14 protein-coding genes and 2 pseudogenes are annotated in these 16169 nt (G+C 70.9%); 14 read left to right on the top strand and 2 right to left on the bottom strand.

What is annotated here, in order from left to right:
- A partial coding sequence (locus L0P92_RS31930; RefSeq protein WP_234766537.1) for a response regulator transcription factor occupies window positions 1-461 on the top strand: 461 nt, incomplete at its 5' end.
- Between the two features lie 2 nt (window positions 462-463).
- Here L0P92_RS31930 and L0P92_RS31925 read toward each other — a convergent pair.
- Window positions 464-1285 carry a class I SAM-dependent methyltransferase gene (locus tag L0P92_RS31925; protein ID WP_234766536.1) on the bottom strand — a complete coding sequence of 274 codons (822 nt, stop codon included), beginning with the start codon at window positions 1283-1285 and terminating at the stop codon, window positions 464-466.
- 138 nt (window positions 1286-1423) lie between these two features.
- Window positions 1424-3061, bottom strand: coding sequence for a right-handed parallel beta-helix repeat-containing protein (locus L0P92_RS31920; protein WP_234766535.1), 1638 nt, complete (start codon window positions 3059-3061; stop codon window positions 1424-1426).
- Window positions 3062-3580: 519 nt separating this feature from the next.
- Between L0P92_RS31920 and L0P92_RS31915 the strand changes: the two genes are divergently transcribed.
- The 13 genes and pseudogenes from L0P92_RS31915 to L0P92_RS31855 all read left to right on the top strand — a co-directional run.
- On the top strand, window positions 3581-5056 hold the full coding sequence (locus L0P92_RS31915; protein WP_234766534.1) for a xanthine dehydrogenase small subunit: 1476 nt from the start codon (window positions 3581-3583) through the stop codon (window positions 5054-5056).
- Window positions 5053-7431, top strand: coding sequence for a xanthine dehydrogenase molybdopterin binding subunit (gene xdhB, locus L0P92_RS31910; protein ID WP_234766533.1), 2379 nt, complete (start codon window positions 5053-5055; stop codon window positions 7429-7431). The genes L0P92_RS31915 and xdhB overlap by 4 nt, the downstream gene beginning before the upstream one ends.
- Window position 7432: 1 nt before the next feature.
- Complete coding sequence (gene xdhC, locus L0P92_RS31905; protein WP_234766532.1) at window positions 7433-8242, top strand: xanthine dehydrogenase accessory protein XdhC; 810 nt, start codon at window positions 7433-7435, stop codon at window positions 8240-8242.
- Window positions 8243-8378: 136 nt separating this feature from the next.
- Entirely contained in the window at window positions 8379-8882 is a 504-nt protein-coding gene (locus tag L0P92_RS31900; RefSeq protein ID WP_234766531.1) for a nucleoside deaminase, read from the top strand.
- 267 nt (window positions 8883-9149) lie between these two features.
- The gene (locus tag L0P92_RS31895) at window positions 9150-10109 is read left to right on the top strand and encodes a cucumopine synthase-related protein (RefSeq protein ID WP_234766530.1); all 960 of its coding nucleotides are present in this window, start codon (window positions 9150-9152) and stop codon (window positions 10107-10109) included.
- Window positions 10110-10111: 2 nt separating this feature from the next.
- Window positions 10112-11176 carry an NAD(P)/FAD-dependent oxidoreductase gene (locus L0P92_RS31890; protein WP_234766529.1) on the top strand — a complete coding sequence of 355 codons (1065 nt, stop codon included), beginning with the start codon at window positions 10112-10114 and terminating at the stop codon, window positions 11174-11176.
- Between the two features lie 22 nt (window positions 11177-11198).
- Complete coding sequence (locus tag L0P92_RS31885; RefSeq protein WP_234766528.1) at window positions 11199-12992, top strand: carbamoyltransferase family protein; 1794 nt, start codon at window positions 11199-11201, stop codon at window positions 12990-12992.
- 9 nt (window positions 12993-13001) lie between these two features.
- On the top strand, window positions 13002-13481 hold the full coding sequence (locus tag L0P92_RS31880; protein ID WP_234766527.1) for an SRPBCC family protein: 480 nt from the start codon (window positions 13002-13004) through the stop codon (window positions 13479-13481).
- Window positions 13482-13506: 25 nt separating this feature from the next.
- Window positions 13507-14121: pseudogene (locus L0P92_RS31875) on the top strand (histidine phosphatase family protein); the annotation flags it as partial.
- A gap of 164 nt (window positions 14122-14285) precedes the next feature.
- The gene (locus L0P92_RS31870) at window positions 14286-14699 is read left to right on the top strand and encodes a Tat pathway signal sequence domain protein (RefSeq protein WP_234766526.1); all 414 of its coding nucleotides are present in this window, start codon (window positions 14286-14288) and stop codon (window positions 14697-14699) included.
- 8 nt (window positions 14700-14707) lie between these two features.
- Window positions 14708-15358: a class F sortase gene (locus tag L0P92_RS31865; protein WP_234766525.1), complete on the top strand. Its 651-nt coding sequence runs from the start codon at window positions 14708-14710 to the stop codon at window positions 15356-15358.
- Between the two features lie 75 nt (window positions 15359-15433).
- Window positions 15434-15925, top strand: a complete 492-nt coding sequence (locus L0P92_RS31860) for an RNA polymerase sigma factor (RefSeq protein ID WP_234766524.1) — start codon at window positions 15434-15436, stop codon at window positions 15923-15925.
- Window positions 15909-16169: pseudogene (locus tag L0P92_RS31855) on the top strand (hypothetical protein); the annotation flags it as partial. The gene L0P92_RS31860 and the pseudogene L0P92_RS31855, both read left to right, overlap by 17 nt.

Raw genomic sequence — 16169 nt, 5'->3', positions numbered from 1 at the left:
ACCCTCCGCTGCTCTTCCTCACCACCTGCGACTCCCTCCACCGCCTGGTCCCCGAACTCGGCCCGGGCGAGAAGGACTACGTCACCAAGCCGCTGCGGATCGCCGAGGTCCTCGCCCGGGTCGACGTCCTGCTGCGGCGCAGGCGCCCGGAACGGCAGCCGACTCCGCCCCGTTACGGCGACCTGGTCCTGGACGACGCCACCTGCCGGGCCCGTCGCGGCCCCCGCCCCCTCGACCTCACCCCCGCCGAGTACCGCCTGCTGCGCCATCTGCTGGTCCACGCCGGGTGCGTGCTGTCGAAGGAGCAGATCAGCCGGCATGTCTGGGAGGACTTCCGGGCCAACGAGGCGATCGAGAAGCTCGTCTCGCGGCTGCGCCGCAAGGTGGACGGCGACCCCGGGGAACCGGCCCTGATCCATACGCGCCGCGGGTTCGGGTACTGGCTCGGCGCCGCCGGCTGACGTCACGGACGGACCCCCCGCACCCCTCGTACCGCCCAGGCCCGTGCCCTGAGCGGGACGGATCCGTCCGGCGCGACGGGGAGCCTCGCGCGCAGGGTCTCGCGCAGTCGGTCGCGGGCGGCCGGGGCCAGGGAGGCGACGTAGCCAGGGGCGGGGCCCTGACCGGACAGGAACGGGTCCCACAGGTCGGCGAAGTCGGCGAAGACCGTGGGCACCCCGATCGGCGTCGTCGACACGTCGGCGAGTCCCGCGCCCGTCCACAGGCTGTGGAGCGGCCCGGGGCGCCAGTCCCGGAAGCGGCGGCCCTCGTCCAGCGCGGCGGCGGCCGGGTCGGCCTCGGCGGCGGCGGACCAGAAGTGGCGGAGGAGGTCCATACCGTCGCCGTAGTCCCAGACATACGCCGCGACGAGGCCGCCGACCCTGACCGATCGGGTCAACTCGCTCACGCCGACGGACGGTTCGGGCAGGAAGTTCAGAGTCAGGGCGCTGACCGCCACGTCGAAGGCGCCGTCGTGGACGGGCAGGGCGAGGGCGTCCGCCACCAGGTAGTGCGGCGAACCGGTACCGGAGGCCGGGGTCGTCACCCGTGCGGCAGCGCTCACGAACCCCTCGGAGCGGTCGCAGCCCACCACCGCCCGGGGCCGGTGACGCGCCGCCACCTCCGCCGACAGCACCCCCGTGCCGCACCCCACGTCCAGCCAGCGCAGCCCGTCCGCGCGGGCCAGCCACGCGAGGAACTCCCGCGCGACGACCCGGCTCCACCGGCCCATGTACCGCTCGTAGGCGGCTCCCGAGGCCCACACGTCGAATCGCTGCTCTGCCATGTCCGTAACGATCCTCCGTGCGGCCGGTGTTCGAAACCTCCGTATGCCGGAAGAGCGACCGAAGAGGCACCGCAGGTGACGTACCCGCCCGGCCTGTGCCGCGATCGTGGGCCGGGCGGGTCACGCCTCAGAGGTCGGTCAGAGCGTCACCACACGCCCGCCGAAGGTCACCACCAGGCGTCCGTCCGAGGCGAAGGACCAGCCCAGGGCGCCGCTGTACGACGAGCACCGGGAGCCGTTGGTGCCGGACCAGAACTGGTTGGAGCTGTCGGAGTCGCCGATGATCCGGTCGTTGGTGCCGCTGCCGCTGCGGCACGAGGTGTTGTCCCGGAACACGGACGTGCCGTCGTCGAAGTTGAAGTTGCGCTGGGCGTTGTCGACGCTGACGTTGTTCGAGACCGTCATCGTGCCCGGGTTGCTGTTGTACGTGAACCCGTGCTTGCCGTTGTCGTAGGCGATGCTGCGCCGGACGACGTGGTTGACCGCGATGTCCTCGCCGCCGAGCTTGTAGCCGTTGCGGTCGCCGTTGCCGGCCTGGGAGCCGTCGCTGAGGGTGCCGTTTTCGTAGGCGAGGGAGTCCTCGATGGTCACCGGTCCGATGGCCCCCGTGTCGGGCTTGGTGTAGAGGTCCCAGCCGTCGTCGATGTTGTTGTGCGCGACGGTGTGCCGGAAGACGTTGCCGGTGCCGGTCGTGAGTTTCGCGGCGAAGCCGTCGGCGTCCTCGCCGTCGGAGTCGGCGTTGTCGTGCGACTCGGCGCTCACGATGAGGTTGTCGGAGGGCCACTGGTCCTTGGGGGTGCTGGAGGCGATCCGCCCGAGCTGCAGGCCCGTGTCCCGGTTGAAGCGGGTGACGGTGCGCTCGATGACGTTGTCGCTGCCGCCGACGTAGATGCCGTTGTCCCCGGCCCGCTCGACGACGATGCCGTGGACGTGCCAGTACGAGCCCATCACCTGCAGCCCGCGGTTCGACGAACTCTCGCTCTGCGCCGAGAAGTTCAGCACCGGCCGCTCACCCGGGTACGCGGACAGTTTCGTGCGGGCGCTCGCGGTGCCGTTGTTGCCCGCCGGGATGGTGACCGTCGAGGAGTGGTTGTACGTCCCGCCGCGCAGGTAGATCGTGCCGCCCGCGGAGATACGGCCGATCGCCGAGGTCAGCGTCGTGGGTGCCGACTCCGTGCCGGCCGCGCCGTCGGTGCCGTTCGGGGCCACGTACAGGACCGGGCCGGTCGGCGCGGGCGTCGTGTCGCCCGTCTCCACCTCGACGCGGTCGAGGTTCGGCAGGCCCGCCGCGGTGGTCGGGTCGAGCCGGATCGTGTTGCTGCCCGCGTTCAGGGACATGGTCAGGCTCTTGGTCGCCCAGGTCGACCAGGCGCCCGTGCCCTCGAAGGACGGTGTCTGCACGGTGGTGCCGTTGACGACCAGGGAGGCGGGGCGGGCGGTGGTGGCGCCGTTGGCGAAGCGGACGTGGAGCGTCGCCGTGCCGGCGGCCGGGGCGTTCACGGTGAACTGGGCGTGGGCGCCGGTGGCGTTGGTGCCGTTGCAGAACCCGGTGCCGGAGTAGCCGGACCAGTCCGAGTCGATGGTGCCGGTGCAGATCGCCGGGGCGGTCTCGGCCTCGTAGCGGGTGGTCGCGGCCTCGGCGGGAGCGCCGGTGAGCGCGACGAGGGCGGTGGCCAGGAGGGTGCCGGAGGCGACGGCGGCGAGGGGTGCGCGGGAGGCGCGGGCCGGCCCGATACTGCGGGCTGCTCTCGGGTGCCTGACTGCTCTCGGGTACATGGGAGTGACCCTTCTGTTGTGGCAGGGCAGATGTGTGGCAGGACAGAGAGGGAAAGCGCTTTCTCGGGCGCTCGTCCGGAACGTATGAGGGCTGTTGTGTGCGCGTCAATAGTCGTGTACGTGATTCGAGTTCATGAGTGTGATCTCGCCGGTCCGTCTGTTCGAGATACCGGCGTCGACCCCTTGACCTCGCTTGCCCCGGCCACTAATTTGCGGAGAACGTCGACCCAAATCACCGAAAGGAGGCGACCGGCGGATGAACACCACCTCTGATCTTGGTCGCCTCGCCCAGCTCACGGTCTGGGTTCCGGGTCGCATCGCGCACGGCTGCTGAGTACGCCGTTCTGACGTGCCCGCTCGTGGCACATCCGGGGTTTCCCGTCACCACCTTCCGGCACGTCGCTGCTGCGTGCCGTCGTGCGCCCGCTCTTCTCACGTGGCGCGTCTGAACACAGAAAGCTGCCTGAAATTGGCGAACATCATGAATCGACCTGTCACGCTGCGAAACGAAGGCCTGTCATGACAGAGGCGCGGATCACGGTCAACGGGAAAGAAACACCGATCTCACCGGCTGCGCCCCACGCCACCGTGCTGGATTTTCTGCGCGAGCGCGGCCTCACCGGCACCAAGGAGGGCTGCGCCGAGGGTGAGTGCGGCGCCTGTTCGGTCCTGGTGGCCCGGCCCGGGGTGAACAAGCCCACCGACTGGGTGGCGGTCAACGCCTGTCTGGTCCCGGCCGCGGCGCTCGACGGCCAGGAGGTCATCACCTCCGAAGGCCTCGCCACCGTCGGCGAGGACGGCACGCCGCCCGCCCTGCACCCGGTGCAGGAGGAGATGGCGGTCCGCGGCGGCTCCCAGTGCGGCTACTGCACGCCGGGTTTCGTCTGCAGCATGGCCGCGGAGTACTACCGGCCCGACCGCTGCGCGCACGCGGACCCGGCCGACGGTGCCGAGGCCCACGCCGACGCCGAGCACGGTCCGAACGGCTTCGACCTGCACGCGCTGAGCGGAAACCTGTGCCGTTGCACCGGCTACCGCCCGATCCGCGATGCCGCGTTCGCCGTAGGGGAACCCACCGACGAGGACCCCCTCGCACAGCGCCGCGAGCAGGCCCCGCCCGCACCGGTCGCCACCGAATACGCCCGGGACGACAGCACGTTCCTGCGGAAGGACACCCTGGCCGAGACGCTGCGGGTGCTGCGTGAGCGGCCCGACGCGGTGGTGGTGGCCGGCTCCACCGACTACGGCGTCGAGGTGAACATCCGCTCCCGCCGGGAGGGTTGCGTGGTCGCCATCGACCGGCTGCCCGAACTGCGGGAGCTGCGCGTCGAGTCCGACCACATCGAGATCGGGGCGGCGCTGACGCTCACCGAGATCGAGCGCAGGCTCGACGGCCAAGTCCCGCTGCTGGCCGAGCTGTTCCCGCAGTTCGCCTCCCGGCTCATCCGCAACGGCGCCACCCTCGGCGGCAACCTCGGGACCGGCTCGCCCATCGGTGACAGCCCGCCGGTGCTGCTCGCCCTGGAGGCGTCGCTGGTGCTCGTCGACGCCGACGGTGAGCGCGAGGTCCCGCTCGCCGAGTACTTCACCGGCTACCGGCAGAGCGTGCGCCGTCCCGGCGAGCTGATCCGCGCGGTGCGCATCCCGCTGCCGCTGTCGCCGGTCACCGCCTTCCACAAGATCGCCAAGCGGCGTTTCGACGACATCTCCAGCGTGGCGGTCGCCTTCGCGCTCGACATCGAGGACGGGATCGTCCGCACGGCACGGATCGGCCTGGGCGGCGTGGCCGCCACCCCGATCCGCGCCCTCGCCACCGAGGCCGCCCTGGAAGGCAGGCCCTGGTCGGCGGAGACTGTAGAGGCGGCGGCCCGGGTGCTGCGCGGCGAGGGCACGCCGATGGAGGACCATCGCGCCAGCTCCCTCTACCGCTCCGCGATGCTCGGCCAGAGCCTCAAGAAGCTGCACGCACAGACCACCGAGGCGGTGTCGTCATGAGTCATCTGTCCGAGCGTCCCGAGAAGCCGGTCGTCGGCGTCTCCATGCCGCACGAGAGTGCCTTCCAGCACGTCACCGGCACCGCGCTCTACACCGACGACCTGATCCACCGCACCAAGGACGTCCTGCACGCCTACCCGGTGCAGGTCATGAAGGCCCACGGCCGGATCACCCGGCTGAACACCGAGCCCGCGCTCGACGTGCCCGGCGTGGTCCGGGTGCTGACCGGAGCCGACGTGCCCGGCGTCAACGACGCCGGCATGAAGCACGACGAGCCGCTCTTCCCCGACGAGGTCATGTTCCACGGCCACGCGGTCGCCTGGGTGCTCGGCGAGACCCTGGAGGCGGCCCGGCTCGGTGCCGCGGCCGTCGAGGTCGAGCTCGACGAGCAGCCCGCGCTGATCACGCTGCAGGACGCGATGGCGGCCGAGAGCTACCACGGCGCCCGGCCGCTGATGGAGACCGGCGACATCGACGCCGGCTTCGCCGACTCCGCGCACGTGTTCACCGGCGAGTTCCAGTTCGCCGGGCAGGAGCACTTCTACCTGGAGACCCACGCCTCCCTCGCCCAGGTCGACGAGAACGGCCAGATCTTCATTCAGAGCAGCACCCAGCACCCCTCGGAGACCCAGGAGATCGTCTCCCACGTGCTCGGGGTGCCCGCGCACGAGGTGACCGTGCAGTGCCTGCGGATGGGCGGCGGCTTCGGCGGCAAGGAGATGCAGCCGCACGGGTTCGCGGCCGTCGCCGCGCTCGGCGCCAAGCTCACCGGCCGCCCGGTCCGCTTCCGGCTCAACCGGACGCAGGACCTGACCATGTCCGGCAAGCGGCACGGCTTCCACGCCTCGTGGAAGATCGGCTTCGACGCCGACGGCCGTATCCAGGCCCTCGACGCCACGCTGACCGCGGACGGCGGCTGGAGCCTGGACCTGTCCGAGCCGGTGCTCGCCCGCGCGCTGTGTCACATCGACAACACGTACTGGATCCCCAACGCGCGGGTCGCCGGTCGCATCGCCAAGACCAACACGGTCTCCAACACCGCCTTCCGCGGCTTCGGCGGACCGCAGGGCATGCTGGTGATCGAGGACATCCTCGGCCGCGTCGCGCCGCAGCTCGGCCTCGACCCCATGGAGCTGCGCGAGCGCAACTTCTATCAGCCGGGTCAGGGCCAGACGACGCCGTACGGGCAGCCGGTCACCCAGGCCGAGCGGATCTCCACCGTCTGGCGGGAGGTCCAGGACAACGGCGGGATCGCCGACCGCAAGCGGGAGATCGCCGCGTTCAACGCCGCGCACCCGCACACCAAGCGGGCGCTCGCGATCACCGGCATCAAGTTCGGTATCTCGTTCAACCTGACCGCCTTCAACCAGGGCGGCGCGCTGGTGCTGATCTACAAGGACGGCTCCGTCCTGATCAACCACGGCGGCACCGAGATGGGCCAGGGCCTGCACACCAAGATGATCCAGGTGGCCGCGACCACCCTGGGCATCCCGGCGCACAAGGTCCGCCTCGCCCCGACGCGCACCGACAAGGTGCCCAACACCTCGGCCACGGCGGCCAGTTCGGGTGCGGACCTCAACGGCGGGGCCATCAAGAACGCCTGCGAGCAGCTGCGCGGGCGGCTGCTGCAGGTGGCCGCCTCCCGGCTGGGCGTCAACGCCTCCGACGTACGCATCGTCGAGGGCGTGGCACGCGCCCTGGGCAGCGACAAGGAGCTGGCCTGGGACGAGCTGGTGCACACCGCGTACTTCCAGCGGGTACAGCTGTCGGCGGCCGGGTTCTACCGGACCGAGGGGCTGCACTGGGATGTGAAGACTTTCCGCGGCACCCCGTTCAAGTACTTCGCGTACGGGGCCGCGGCGACCGAGGTGGAGGTCGACGGGTTCACGGGTGCGTACCGGATCCGGCGCGTGGACATCGTGCACGACGTCGGCGAGAGCCTCTCCCCGATGATCGACATCGGGCAGGTCGAGGGCGGCTTCGTGCAGGGCGCGGGCTGGCTGACGCTGGAGGACCTGCGCTGGGACACCAGCGACGGGCCGCACCGCGGCCGGCTGCAGACCCAGGCGGCGAGCACGTACAAGCTGCCGAGCTTCTCCGAGATGCCCGAGGAGTTCAACGTCACGCTGCTGGAGAACGCCACGGAGGAGGGCGCGGTCTACGGCTCCAAGGCCGTGGGCGAGCCTCCGCTGATGCTGGCGTTCTCGGTGCGCGAGGCGCTGCGGCAGGCCGCCGCCGCGTTCGGGCCGAGCGGCGTCAGCGTCGATCTGGCCTCGCCGGCGACGCCGGAAGCGGTGTACTGGGCGATCCAGGAGGCCCGCGAGGGCGCCGCCGACCAGGTCCGGACCGACGTAGCGGCGCTGAGCGGTGCCTGACATGACATGGATCGCCGCGGTCGCGCGGTTGCGGGCACGCCGGGAGACCGGCGTCCTCGTGACCGTCGCGACCGTGCGCGGCCACGCCCCGCGCGACGCCGGCGCCAAGCTCGTCGTGGGGCGGAACGGGACATGGGGCTCGATCGGCGGCGGCAACGTCGAGGCCGTCGCGATCGACCGGGCCCGGGAGATGATCGCCGCGGCCAAGCCGGAGCCGGAGCTGATCGACTTCGCCCTGAACGACAAGGTGACCAACCAGCACGGCGTGCAGTGCTGCGGCGGCACGGTCCAGGTGCTGCTCGAACCGCTGCCCGTGGTGAACGCGGTGGCGATCTTCGGCGTCGGGCACGTCGGCCTGGAACTGGCGCGCATCCTCGCACGTCAGGACCTCGACCTCCATCTGATCGACTCCCGCTCCGACATCCTCACCGAGGAACGGCTCGACGTGCTCGCGGACGCGGTCGCGCAGGTGCATGTGCACCACACGCCGCTGCTGCCCGAGGAAGTGCTGGAGGAGCTGCCGCGCGGCACCCACGTCCTGATCATGACCCACGATCACGCCGAGGACGCCGCCCTGTGCGACGCCGCCCTGCGCACCGACCACCTGGGCTCCATCGGGCTGATCGGGTCGGCGGCGAAGTGGGTACGGTTCCGTAAGCGCCTGTCCACGGAGGGCGGTCACGACGACGCCACCATCGACCGGATCAAGACCCCGATCGGGCTGGCCGACATCACCGGCAAGGAGCCCGCGACCATCGCCGTGAGCGTCGCCGCCGATCTGCTGCGCACCTTCGAGACCGGGGCGAACTGAGTCGTTCGCCGTTCATACGAATCTACAAGCGGTGTCAGCCGACCAGTGGACTCCTTCATGGTTTCGGTGACTGACCCCCGACGGGGCCCGACGGGTGTACTTGCGCTGGGAGTGGCCCATAAGCGAAGGAGCGACCGTGACCGCGTACACCCAGGAAACGTCCGTCGAGGAGACCGAGCGCGTCTGGATGGAGGAGGCCATCGGCCTCGCCGTCAGCAGTGTGCAAAGCGGCGGCGGTCCGTTCGGCGCACTGATCGCCAAGGACGGCGAGATCGTCGCGATCGGGAACAACAAGGTCACGTCGAACCTGGACCCGACGGCCCACGGCGAGGTGAGCGCGATCCGTGCCGCCTGCCAGAAGCTGGGCACCTTCTCGCTGGAGGGCTGCGTCCTGGTCACGTCGTGCGAGCCGTGCCCGATGTGTCTGTCCTCCGCGCTGTGGGCCCGGGTCGACCGGATCATCTTCGCCGCCGACCGCGATGACGCCGCGGTGGCCGGTTTCGACGACCGCAAGTTCTACGACCTGTTCGAGAAGCGGCCCGCGGAGCTGTGGCCGATGGCCATCGAGCGCGTGGAGACGCCGAACCGTACGGCGCCGTTCGACGCGTGGCTGGCCAAGTCCGACCGCGTCGACTACTGAGAGCGCGCCCGGCAGACCGGGCACCCCTGTGAACGAGGCCTCTGGGCCGCCGTGTCGGGACGTCAGATGTCTCGATACGCGGCCCGGGGGCCTCGTCGGCTTCTCCCCTTGTGCGCTTGTCCAACTCGCCCTGAGCTGCGGTTCCGTAGAAACCCACAAACCGTGGGCTTCTGGCCGATCAAGGTTTCATGTTTTCAACGCCTGGCTGGAATACGCCTGTTGGCGATGGACTCCTCGGACAAGCCGAACCAACGAACGGGGAAAGCCTTGTCCGAGAAGCTGCCTGCCCGCCAGATCGAGATCTCCTGGCCCGACCTCGGCATCACGGTCACCGCCGACCTCGACGACCGCAACCCGGCACTCGCCGAGGCCCTGTGGGACTCCCTGCCGTACCAGAGCCTCCAGGGACACGCCCTCATCGCGGGAGAGCACCTCTACCACGTGGCGCCGATCCCCACGCTGCTGCACACCCCCCACACCACCCGGATCCCCGACCGCCGCGAGGCCCCCGACGGCACCGTGTTCTGCTCCGGTCTGCAGCACCTGGGCATCAAGTACGGCACCCTGACCGAGCCGATGCCCGCCACCCCGGTCGGCCAGATCCGTGCGGCGGACATGCCCGCACTGCGCGAGGCCGGAGCCGCGATCTGGGACGCCGTCTACTCCACGAAGAAGCAGATCCTCGCCGAGGTCCGCCGCGCGGGCGAGCCGGGCGGCCACCGCGTCCCGATGCTCCACGCCACCAACACGGCCGCCAGCCACCTCATCGCCGACATCTACGCCGAGACCGAGAAGATCTGGCTCGCGCCGCCCGCCGAGCTGGACGACCTCCACCAGGGCGTCATCCCCTCTGGGGCGGGCAACTTCGGCACCGTCCTGCCCACCCTGCTGTTCGTCAACGGCGAGACCCGGCCGCTGGGTTACGCCTCCTACGGCGGGCTCGTCCGCGCCGCCGTGCAGGACATGCCCATGGACTCCCTCGTCCGTATGACCCGCCTGCTGGTCGGTGTCCCCGCCGAGTTCCTCGGCTACTGCGGTCTGGAGAAGCTGTGGGGCTTCACCCAGCGCTTCCTCGACGTCCTCGACCGCCTCGACCGGGACGACTTCTACGCCGTCACCAGCCAGATGGCCCTCTACATCAACTGCCTCGGCGGCTGGAACCTCCAGCTGTACCCGTGGGAGACCGGGGACCACCTGCGTCAGCAGGCCGCCAAGGCGGGCGTGTAGTCGTGAGCGTCCTGCCCGCCCGCGCCGACGCCGTCGTCATCGGCGGGGGAGTGATCGGTACCTCCGCCGCCCACCACCTCGCCGAAGCCGGCGTGGACACCGTGCTGCTGGAACGCGGAAGCCTCGGCGGCGGCGCGTCCGCCCACACGGCCGGCATGGTCCGCACCTACTTCCCCGGCGCCCCCCGCACCGGCCAGATGGCCGTACACAGCCTGAACGCCTACCACGACTTCGCCCGCCGCACCGCGGCCCCCCTCGCCCTGAAGCGGCTGGGGTTCCTGGCGCTGTTCACCGACGAACAGCAGATCGCCGACTTCGAGGCCGACCGCCCGGCCCAGCAGGCCGCCGGCGTCCAGGTCGACCTGGTCAGCGCGCGCCAAGCGGCCGAGCTCAACCCGCTGGTCGACGAGCGCGCCGTCCTGGCCGCCGCCTGGTCCGCGGAGGCGTACCACGTGGACGGCCTCGACATCGTGCGCGGCTACGCCGCCGCTGCCCGCAACCACGGCGCCCGCCTCTTCACGCACACCCCCGTCACCCGCATCGACGACGACAACACCGTGCACACCCCGCTGGGCAGCATCAGGGCGGACGGCATCGTGTGCACGGCCGGGCCGTGGTCCGGCGAGGTGGCCGCCATGGCATCGGTCGACCTGCCGCTGACGCCCCACACGATCGAGATGCTGTTCACCGACATCCCGCCCTCCCCGTACCGCGAGCTGCCCGAGACGGCCGAGCTGCCGATGACGATGCACGCCGCGTCCGGACTGCGGATCCGCTCGTGGAAGGACCGCATCCTCCTCGCCATGGGCGCGCCCAGGGCCGGCGAGTCACGCGAGGCCTGGCTCGGCCGGATCGCCGGCCATCTCGGCACCCTGTTCCCCGCGTTGGACGGCATCGGCCTGCATCGGGCGTGGAGCGGCGACTTCGACGCCGGCCCGAACAACGCCGCCCTCATCGGCGCACACCCCGCCCGCCGCTTCCTGTACGCGGCCGGATTCACCGGCGCCGGCCTGTGCCAGGCGCCGGCCGCCGGGGAGAAGCTCCGCGACCTGCTGATCGCCAAGTAGCCCCAGAACAAGAGAGATTCCCGTGATCGTTCTCGGATGTAATGGTTTCAGCCAGGTCTCGGAGTTCTTCTCCGAACGCCTCGGCGCGACCGGCATCAACAAGCACTACCTCCTGGGCCACGACGCCGCCGCCGCACTCCTGATCGACGGCCGCCTGGTCGCCGCGGTGGAGGAAGAGCGCCTCAACCGGGAGAAGAAGACCACCGACTTCCCCGCACACGCGATCGACTGGTGCCTGGAGGAAGCCGGGATCACGTTCGACGACGTCGACCTGTTCGCCTTCCCCTGGAACTGGTCCACCCAGGTCCGCGAAGAGATCCTGGACGGCATCCGCACCTCGCCGATGTCGCGGGAGGCGAAGACCCGCCTCACGGCCGACATGGCCGACCTGTTCGACCAGGTCGTCAGCCACGAGGCGATGCTCGCGGACTTCGAGGCCCGCACCGGGCACCGCCCCGACCCGGCCAAGGTCCGCTTCGTCCCGCACCACCTGGCCCACGCCACGACCGGCTACTACCTCGCCGGTATGACGGACTGCGCGTTCCTCGTCAGCGACGGCCGCGCCGAACGCTTCTCGACGCTGACCGGCGAGATCCGCGACGGCAGGATCACCGTCTTCGACGACACCGTCACCGGCGCCCAGTACTCCATCGGCACCCTGTTCTCCGCCATCACCCGCTTCCTCGGCTTCGTCCCCAACAACGACGAGTACAAGGTGATGGGCCTGGCCGGATACGCCGACCCGCCGACTCCGAACCCGTTCGTCGACCACCTGCTACGGCTGCACGACGACGGCCGCTACACCTTCACCGAGCCCCTTCGGACGGACGACCTCCACAGCCACGACGCCCTGTTCGAGGAGTACTTCGGCCCCTTCGAGGACACCCTCCGATACAAGGCCCGCGTCGCCGCGGCCGCGCAGCAGATGCTGAACGTCGCCACCGCCCACCAGGTCGGCCACCTGGAGAAGAGGACGGATCTCGACCGGCTGCTGTTCGAAGGCGGCGTCGCCCTGAACTGCCTGAACAACACCCCGCTGTTCGAGGGCTCCCGCTTCGCGGACATGCAGGTCAGCTTCGGCGCCTCCGACACCGGCATCACCATCGGGGCCGCCGCCCGCGCTTGGCTCGACCACCCCGGCACCGGCCCCGCGGACATCCTCGCCGCCTCCGCGCCGGTCACCCCCTATCTGGGCCCGGCCTACGACGAGGCAGCGATCGAGCAGGCCCTCGAAGGCTTCGCCGACCGCGTCGTCGTATCCCGCCTGGACGACGACGAGGTGATCGAGCGGGTGGCGAAGCTGCTGACGGAGAAGGTCGTCATCGGCTGGTTCGAGGGCCGCGTCGAGCACGGGCCACGCGCGCTGGGGCATCGCAGCATCCTCGCCAACCCCGGCTTCGCCGACATCAAGGACATCATCAACACCCGGGTCAAGCACCGCGAACCCTTCCGCCCGTTCGCTCCCCTCGTCCTGGAGGAGCAGGCGCCGGACGTCTTCGACATGGGGCGCAAGACCAGTTCCCCGTACATGACGTTCGTCTTCCCGGTCCGCGAGGCGTACCGGGACCGCATCCCCGGCGCCGTACACGTCGACGGCACCTCCCGGATCCAGACCCTGACGGACGAGGGAACCCCGCGGCTCACGGCGCTGCTGCGGCGGTTCATCGAACTCACCGGCACGCCCTGCCTGATCAACACCTCGTTCAACGTCGCCGGCGAACCCATCGTCTGCACGCCCACCGACGCCCTGAACTGCTTCATGGGCACCGAGATCGACTACCTGATCCTCGGAAACCACCTCGTCGCCAAGAGCTAGGAGCACTCCATGCCGATCCAGCGCAAGCACACCATGTACCACTCGACGATCCTGGACGCCGACCCGGACACCGTGTGGGCGACGGTCCGCGACGCCATGCAGATCCTCGACATCGTCTCTCCGGGCGACCTGGACATCCACCGGGACGTCAGCTGGGTGGAGGGCGGCTCGGCCGAGACCGTACCGGCCCGCTACGACTTCAGGCTCACGCTCAACGGCCGTCTCGTCCAGCAGGAGATCGCCGCCCGCGACGAGATCAACAAGACCCAGTCGTACCGGGCCGTCGCCCCGACCAGCGGAGTCGCCAGCTACCAGGCCACCATCCGGGTACTCCCCATCACCAACGACCCGGCCCGCAGCTTCTTCGACTGGTCGAGGATCCTGGAGATCGCCGAGGACGCCGACCTGAACGTGGTCGAGCGCATCATCGACGTCATGGAGAAGCAGACCGACGCCGTACGGGACCACTTCGCGCAGAACTCGAAGTGAGTGGCGTCTTGAGGTGAGTGACGTGACGACGCTCGTACTGCTGCGGCACGGCGAGACCCTGCTCACCCCCGAAGGGCGGATCTCCGGCAGCGGAGGCTCCAACCCGGGACTCTCACCGGTCGGCCGCCGCCAGGCCCGGGCCGCGGCGGACGCCCTCGCCCGCCGCGGCGGCATCGAGGCGGTCGTCACGTCCCCGATGCGGCGCTGCCAGGAGACCGCTCAGGCCGTGGCCGCGCGCCTCGGCCTGAGCGTCCGGGTCGAACGGGACCTTCGGGAGGCGGACTTCGGCGCCTGGGAGGGTCTGACCTTCGCCGAGGTACGCGAACGCCACCCGGAAGACCTGAGCGCATGGCTCGCCTCGCCCGAGAGCCCACCCTCGGGTGCGGAGGAGACCATGCACCAGGTCGCCCGCCGGGTCGCCGCCGTACGAGACGCCCTCATGGCCCGGCACGCCGGCGCCACGATCCTGGTCGTCTCCCACGTCGTACCCCTGAGAACCCTCATCCGCCTCGCCCTCCAGGCCCCGCCCCACACCTTGTTCCGCATGGAAGTCGCGGCGGCCTCGCTGTCCACGGTGACCTACGCGGAGGACGGCACCGCCACGGTTCAAACGCTCAACGACACCCACCACTTGAACTGAGGCGCAGGCCAGGGACGAGGCGACCTGATGACCGTCCGCCGCACCACACGCCTTTGCCATCTCTTTACAACCCGCCCCACCCCCGCGTCGTCTCTCCGCTCGACCCGTCACCCAGCCCGCCCGGCACGGCAGTACCGGGCGGACCGACGAAAGAGAACGAACCGATGCGCCGAACCGTCCTGAGCGCCCTGGCCCTCACCTGCACAGCCCTGTTCGCGACCGCCGCGCCCGCGCTCGCCGACAGCGGCACCTCCCCGACCCCGGTCCCCAGCCCGACCGCCACGGTCCCCTCGGAGACGGCCGTCCCGACGCCCAGCGCGGAACCGACCCGCCCGCCGACCGCCGCCCCCTTCGACCCGTCGGAGACCTCGATGCCCTCGGCCGAGCCGACCCGGGCGCCCGGTGGCGGCCAGGTCTCCGTCGTACCGTCCGGAGCGCCCGACACCGGTGAGACGGCGGGCACGTCGGACTCGGGTGACGGGCGGACCGGACTGTTCGGCGCGGGCGCGGCGGCCGTGCTGGTCGCCGGCGGCGCGACGGCCTTCGTCGTACGGCGTCGGCGGGCGACCGGGGCGTGAAGCGGCCGGTGACGGCCCCGCGTCCCCTGTCCAGGCGGGCGTTCGCCACGGCGACGCTGGCCGCGCTGCTGGCGGGTTGCGCGGAGGAGGGAGCGGGGCGACAGGACGACGCGGCCCCGGGTTCCCGTCGCCGCAGAGACGGGGACGGGGCCGGTGCGGATGGGTCCGGGGCGGCCACGCCGAACTCGGCGCGCGCACTGGGCCGTTCGACCCCCGTCCGTCTGCGGATCCCGGCGATCGAGGTCGACACCCCGGTCATCCGGCTGGGCCTGGCGCGGGACGGCACGGTCGAGGTGCCGCCGATCACGGCCGACGACCGGGCGGGCTGGTACCGCCACTCGCCGACGCCGGGTCAGGTCGGCCCCTCGGTCGTCCTCGGCCATGTCACGGTGGGCAAGTACGGGGACGGAGTCTTCCGCGACCTGGGCCGGCTGCGCCGGGGTGACCGGATCGTGGCCGGCAGGGAGGACGGCAGCTCGGCGGAGTTCACGGTCAGTGCCGTGCGGACGGTGGCCAAGGCGGACTTTCCGGCGGACGACGTCTACGGGGACGTGGACCGGCCGGAGCTGCGGCTGATCACGTGCGGGGGTCCGAGGGAGGGCGAGGAGTACCGGGACAACGTGATCGTGTTCGCGAGGCTGAGCGCGACGTCGTCCTGAGCGCGACGTCGTCCTGAGCCCGAACCCCGCCGGTACGGTGCAGGCTTCCCCGACCATGGAGAACGTTGGAGAGCGTTGAAACGGTCCCGAGACAAGGCGGCGTCCGAGCTGTTCGCCGCCCTCTACCCGCGTCTGGCCGGCTGGTGCCGCCGTCTCGTCGACGACGACGAGACGGCCCACGAGATCGCCTCCGAGGCCTTCACCCGGCTCTGGGCCCGCTGGAGCCGGGTGGAGGAGCCGCGCGGATTCCTCTACGTCACGGCGGCCAACCTGGTCCGGGACCACTGGCGCAAACTGGAGCGCGAACGGCGGGCGGTGCGCCGGGCCACGACGGAGGCGGCGATCAACTCCCACACGGAGCAGGCGGACCCGTCGGTCCGTCTGCTGGTCCAGTCCCTCCCCGAACGCCTCCGTACCCCGATCCTCCTCCACTACTACGCTGACATGCCGATCCGGGAGGTGTCCGTGCTGACCGGACGTAAGGAAGGAACCGTCAAGGCCGACCTCCACGCGGCCCGCGAACTGCTCCGCGTCCACCTGAGGAGAAGCCTTGACCACACGCTTTGACGACGAGGCGGACGACCCGGAGCTCGCCCCCGACGACCCCCTCGCGGTGATCCTCGCCCCGCCCTCGGACTACCTCGCCCCACCTCCCGGCAGCTACGACACGATCCGCCGCAGGGCGAACCGCCGACGCCTGGTGCGTACGGCGATCGGCGCGGGCGCGACCTGCGCCGCTCGCCGGACGCACCCGGCGGCGGCGGGTCGCCCTGCGGCGGGTCGTGGCGTAGCGGGCGGGGGGTGGGGCGAG

Origin of the sequence: Streptomyces muensis, assembly GCF_021474425.1 — a bacterium.
Classification (GTDB): domain Bacteria; phylum Actinomycetota; class Actinomycetes; order Streptomycetales; family Streptomycetaceae; genus Streptomyces; species Streptomyces muensis.
This window is presented reverse-complemented; position numbering and strand designations above follow the sequence as displayed.

Coding starts and splice junctions, on each gene's coding strand:
- L0P92_RS31925 (WP_234766536.1), bottom strand. CDS start 1,285: ATGGCAGAGCAGCGATTCGACGTGTGGGCCTCGGGAGCCGCCTACGAG.
- L0P92_RS31920 (WP_234766535.1), bottom strand. CDS start 3,061: ATGTACCCGAGAGCAGTCAGGCACCCGAGAGCAGCCCGCAGTATCGGG.
- L0P92_RS31915 (WP_234766534.1), top strand. CDS start 3,581: ATGACAGAGGCGCGGATCACGGTCAACGGGAAAGAAACACCGATCTCA.
- xdhB (WP_234766533.1), top strand. CDS start 5,053: ATGAGTCATCTGTCCGAGCGTCCCGAGAAGCCGGTCGTCGGCGTCTCC.
- xdhC (WP_234766532.1), top strand. CDS start 7,433: ATGACATGGATCGCCGCGGTCGCGCGGTTGCGGGCACGCCGGGAGACC.
- L0P92_RS31880 (WP_234766527.1), top strand. CDS start 13,002: ATGCCGATCCAGCGCAAGCACACCATGTACCACTCGACGATCCTGGAC.
- L0P92_RS31870 (WP_234766526.1), top strand. CDS start 14,286: ATGCGCCGAACCGTCCTGAGCGCCCTGGCCCTCACCTGCACAGCCCTG.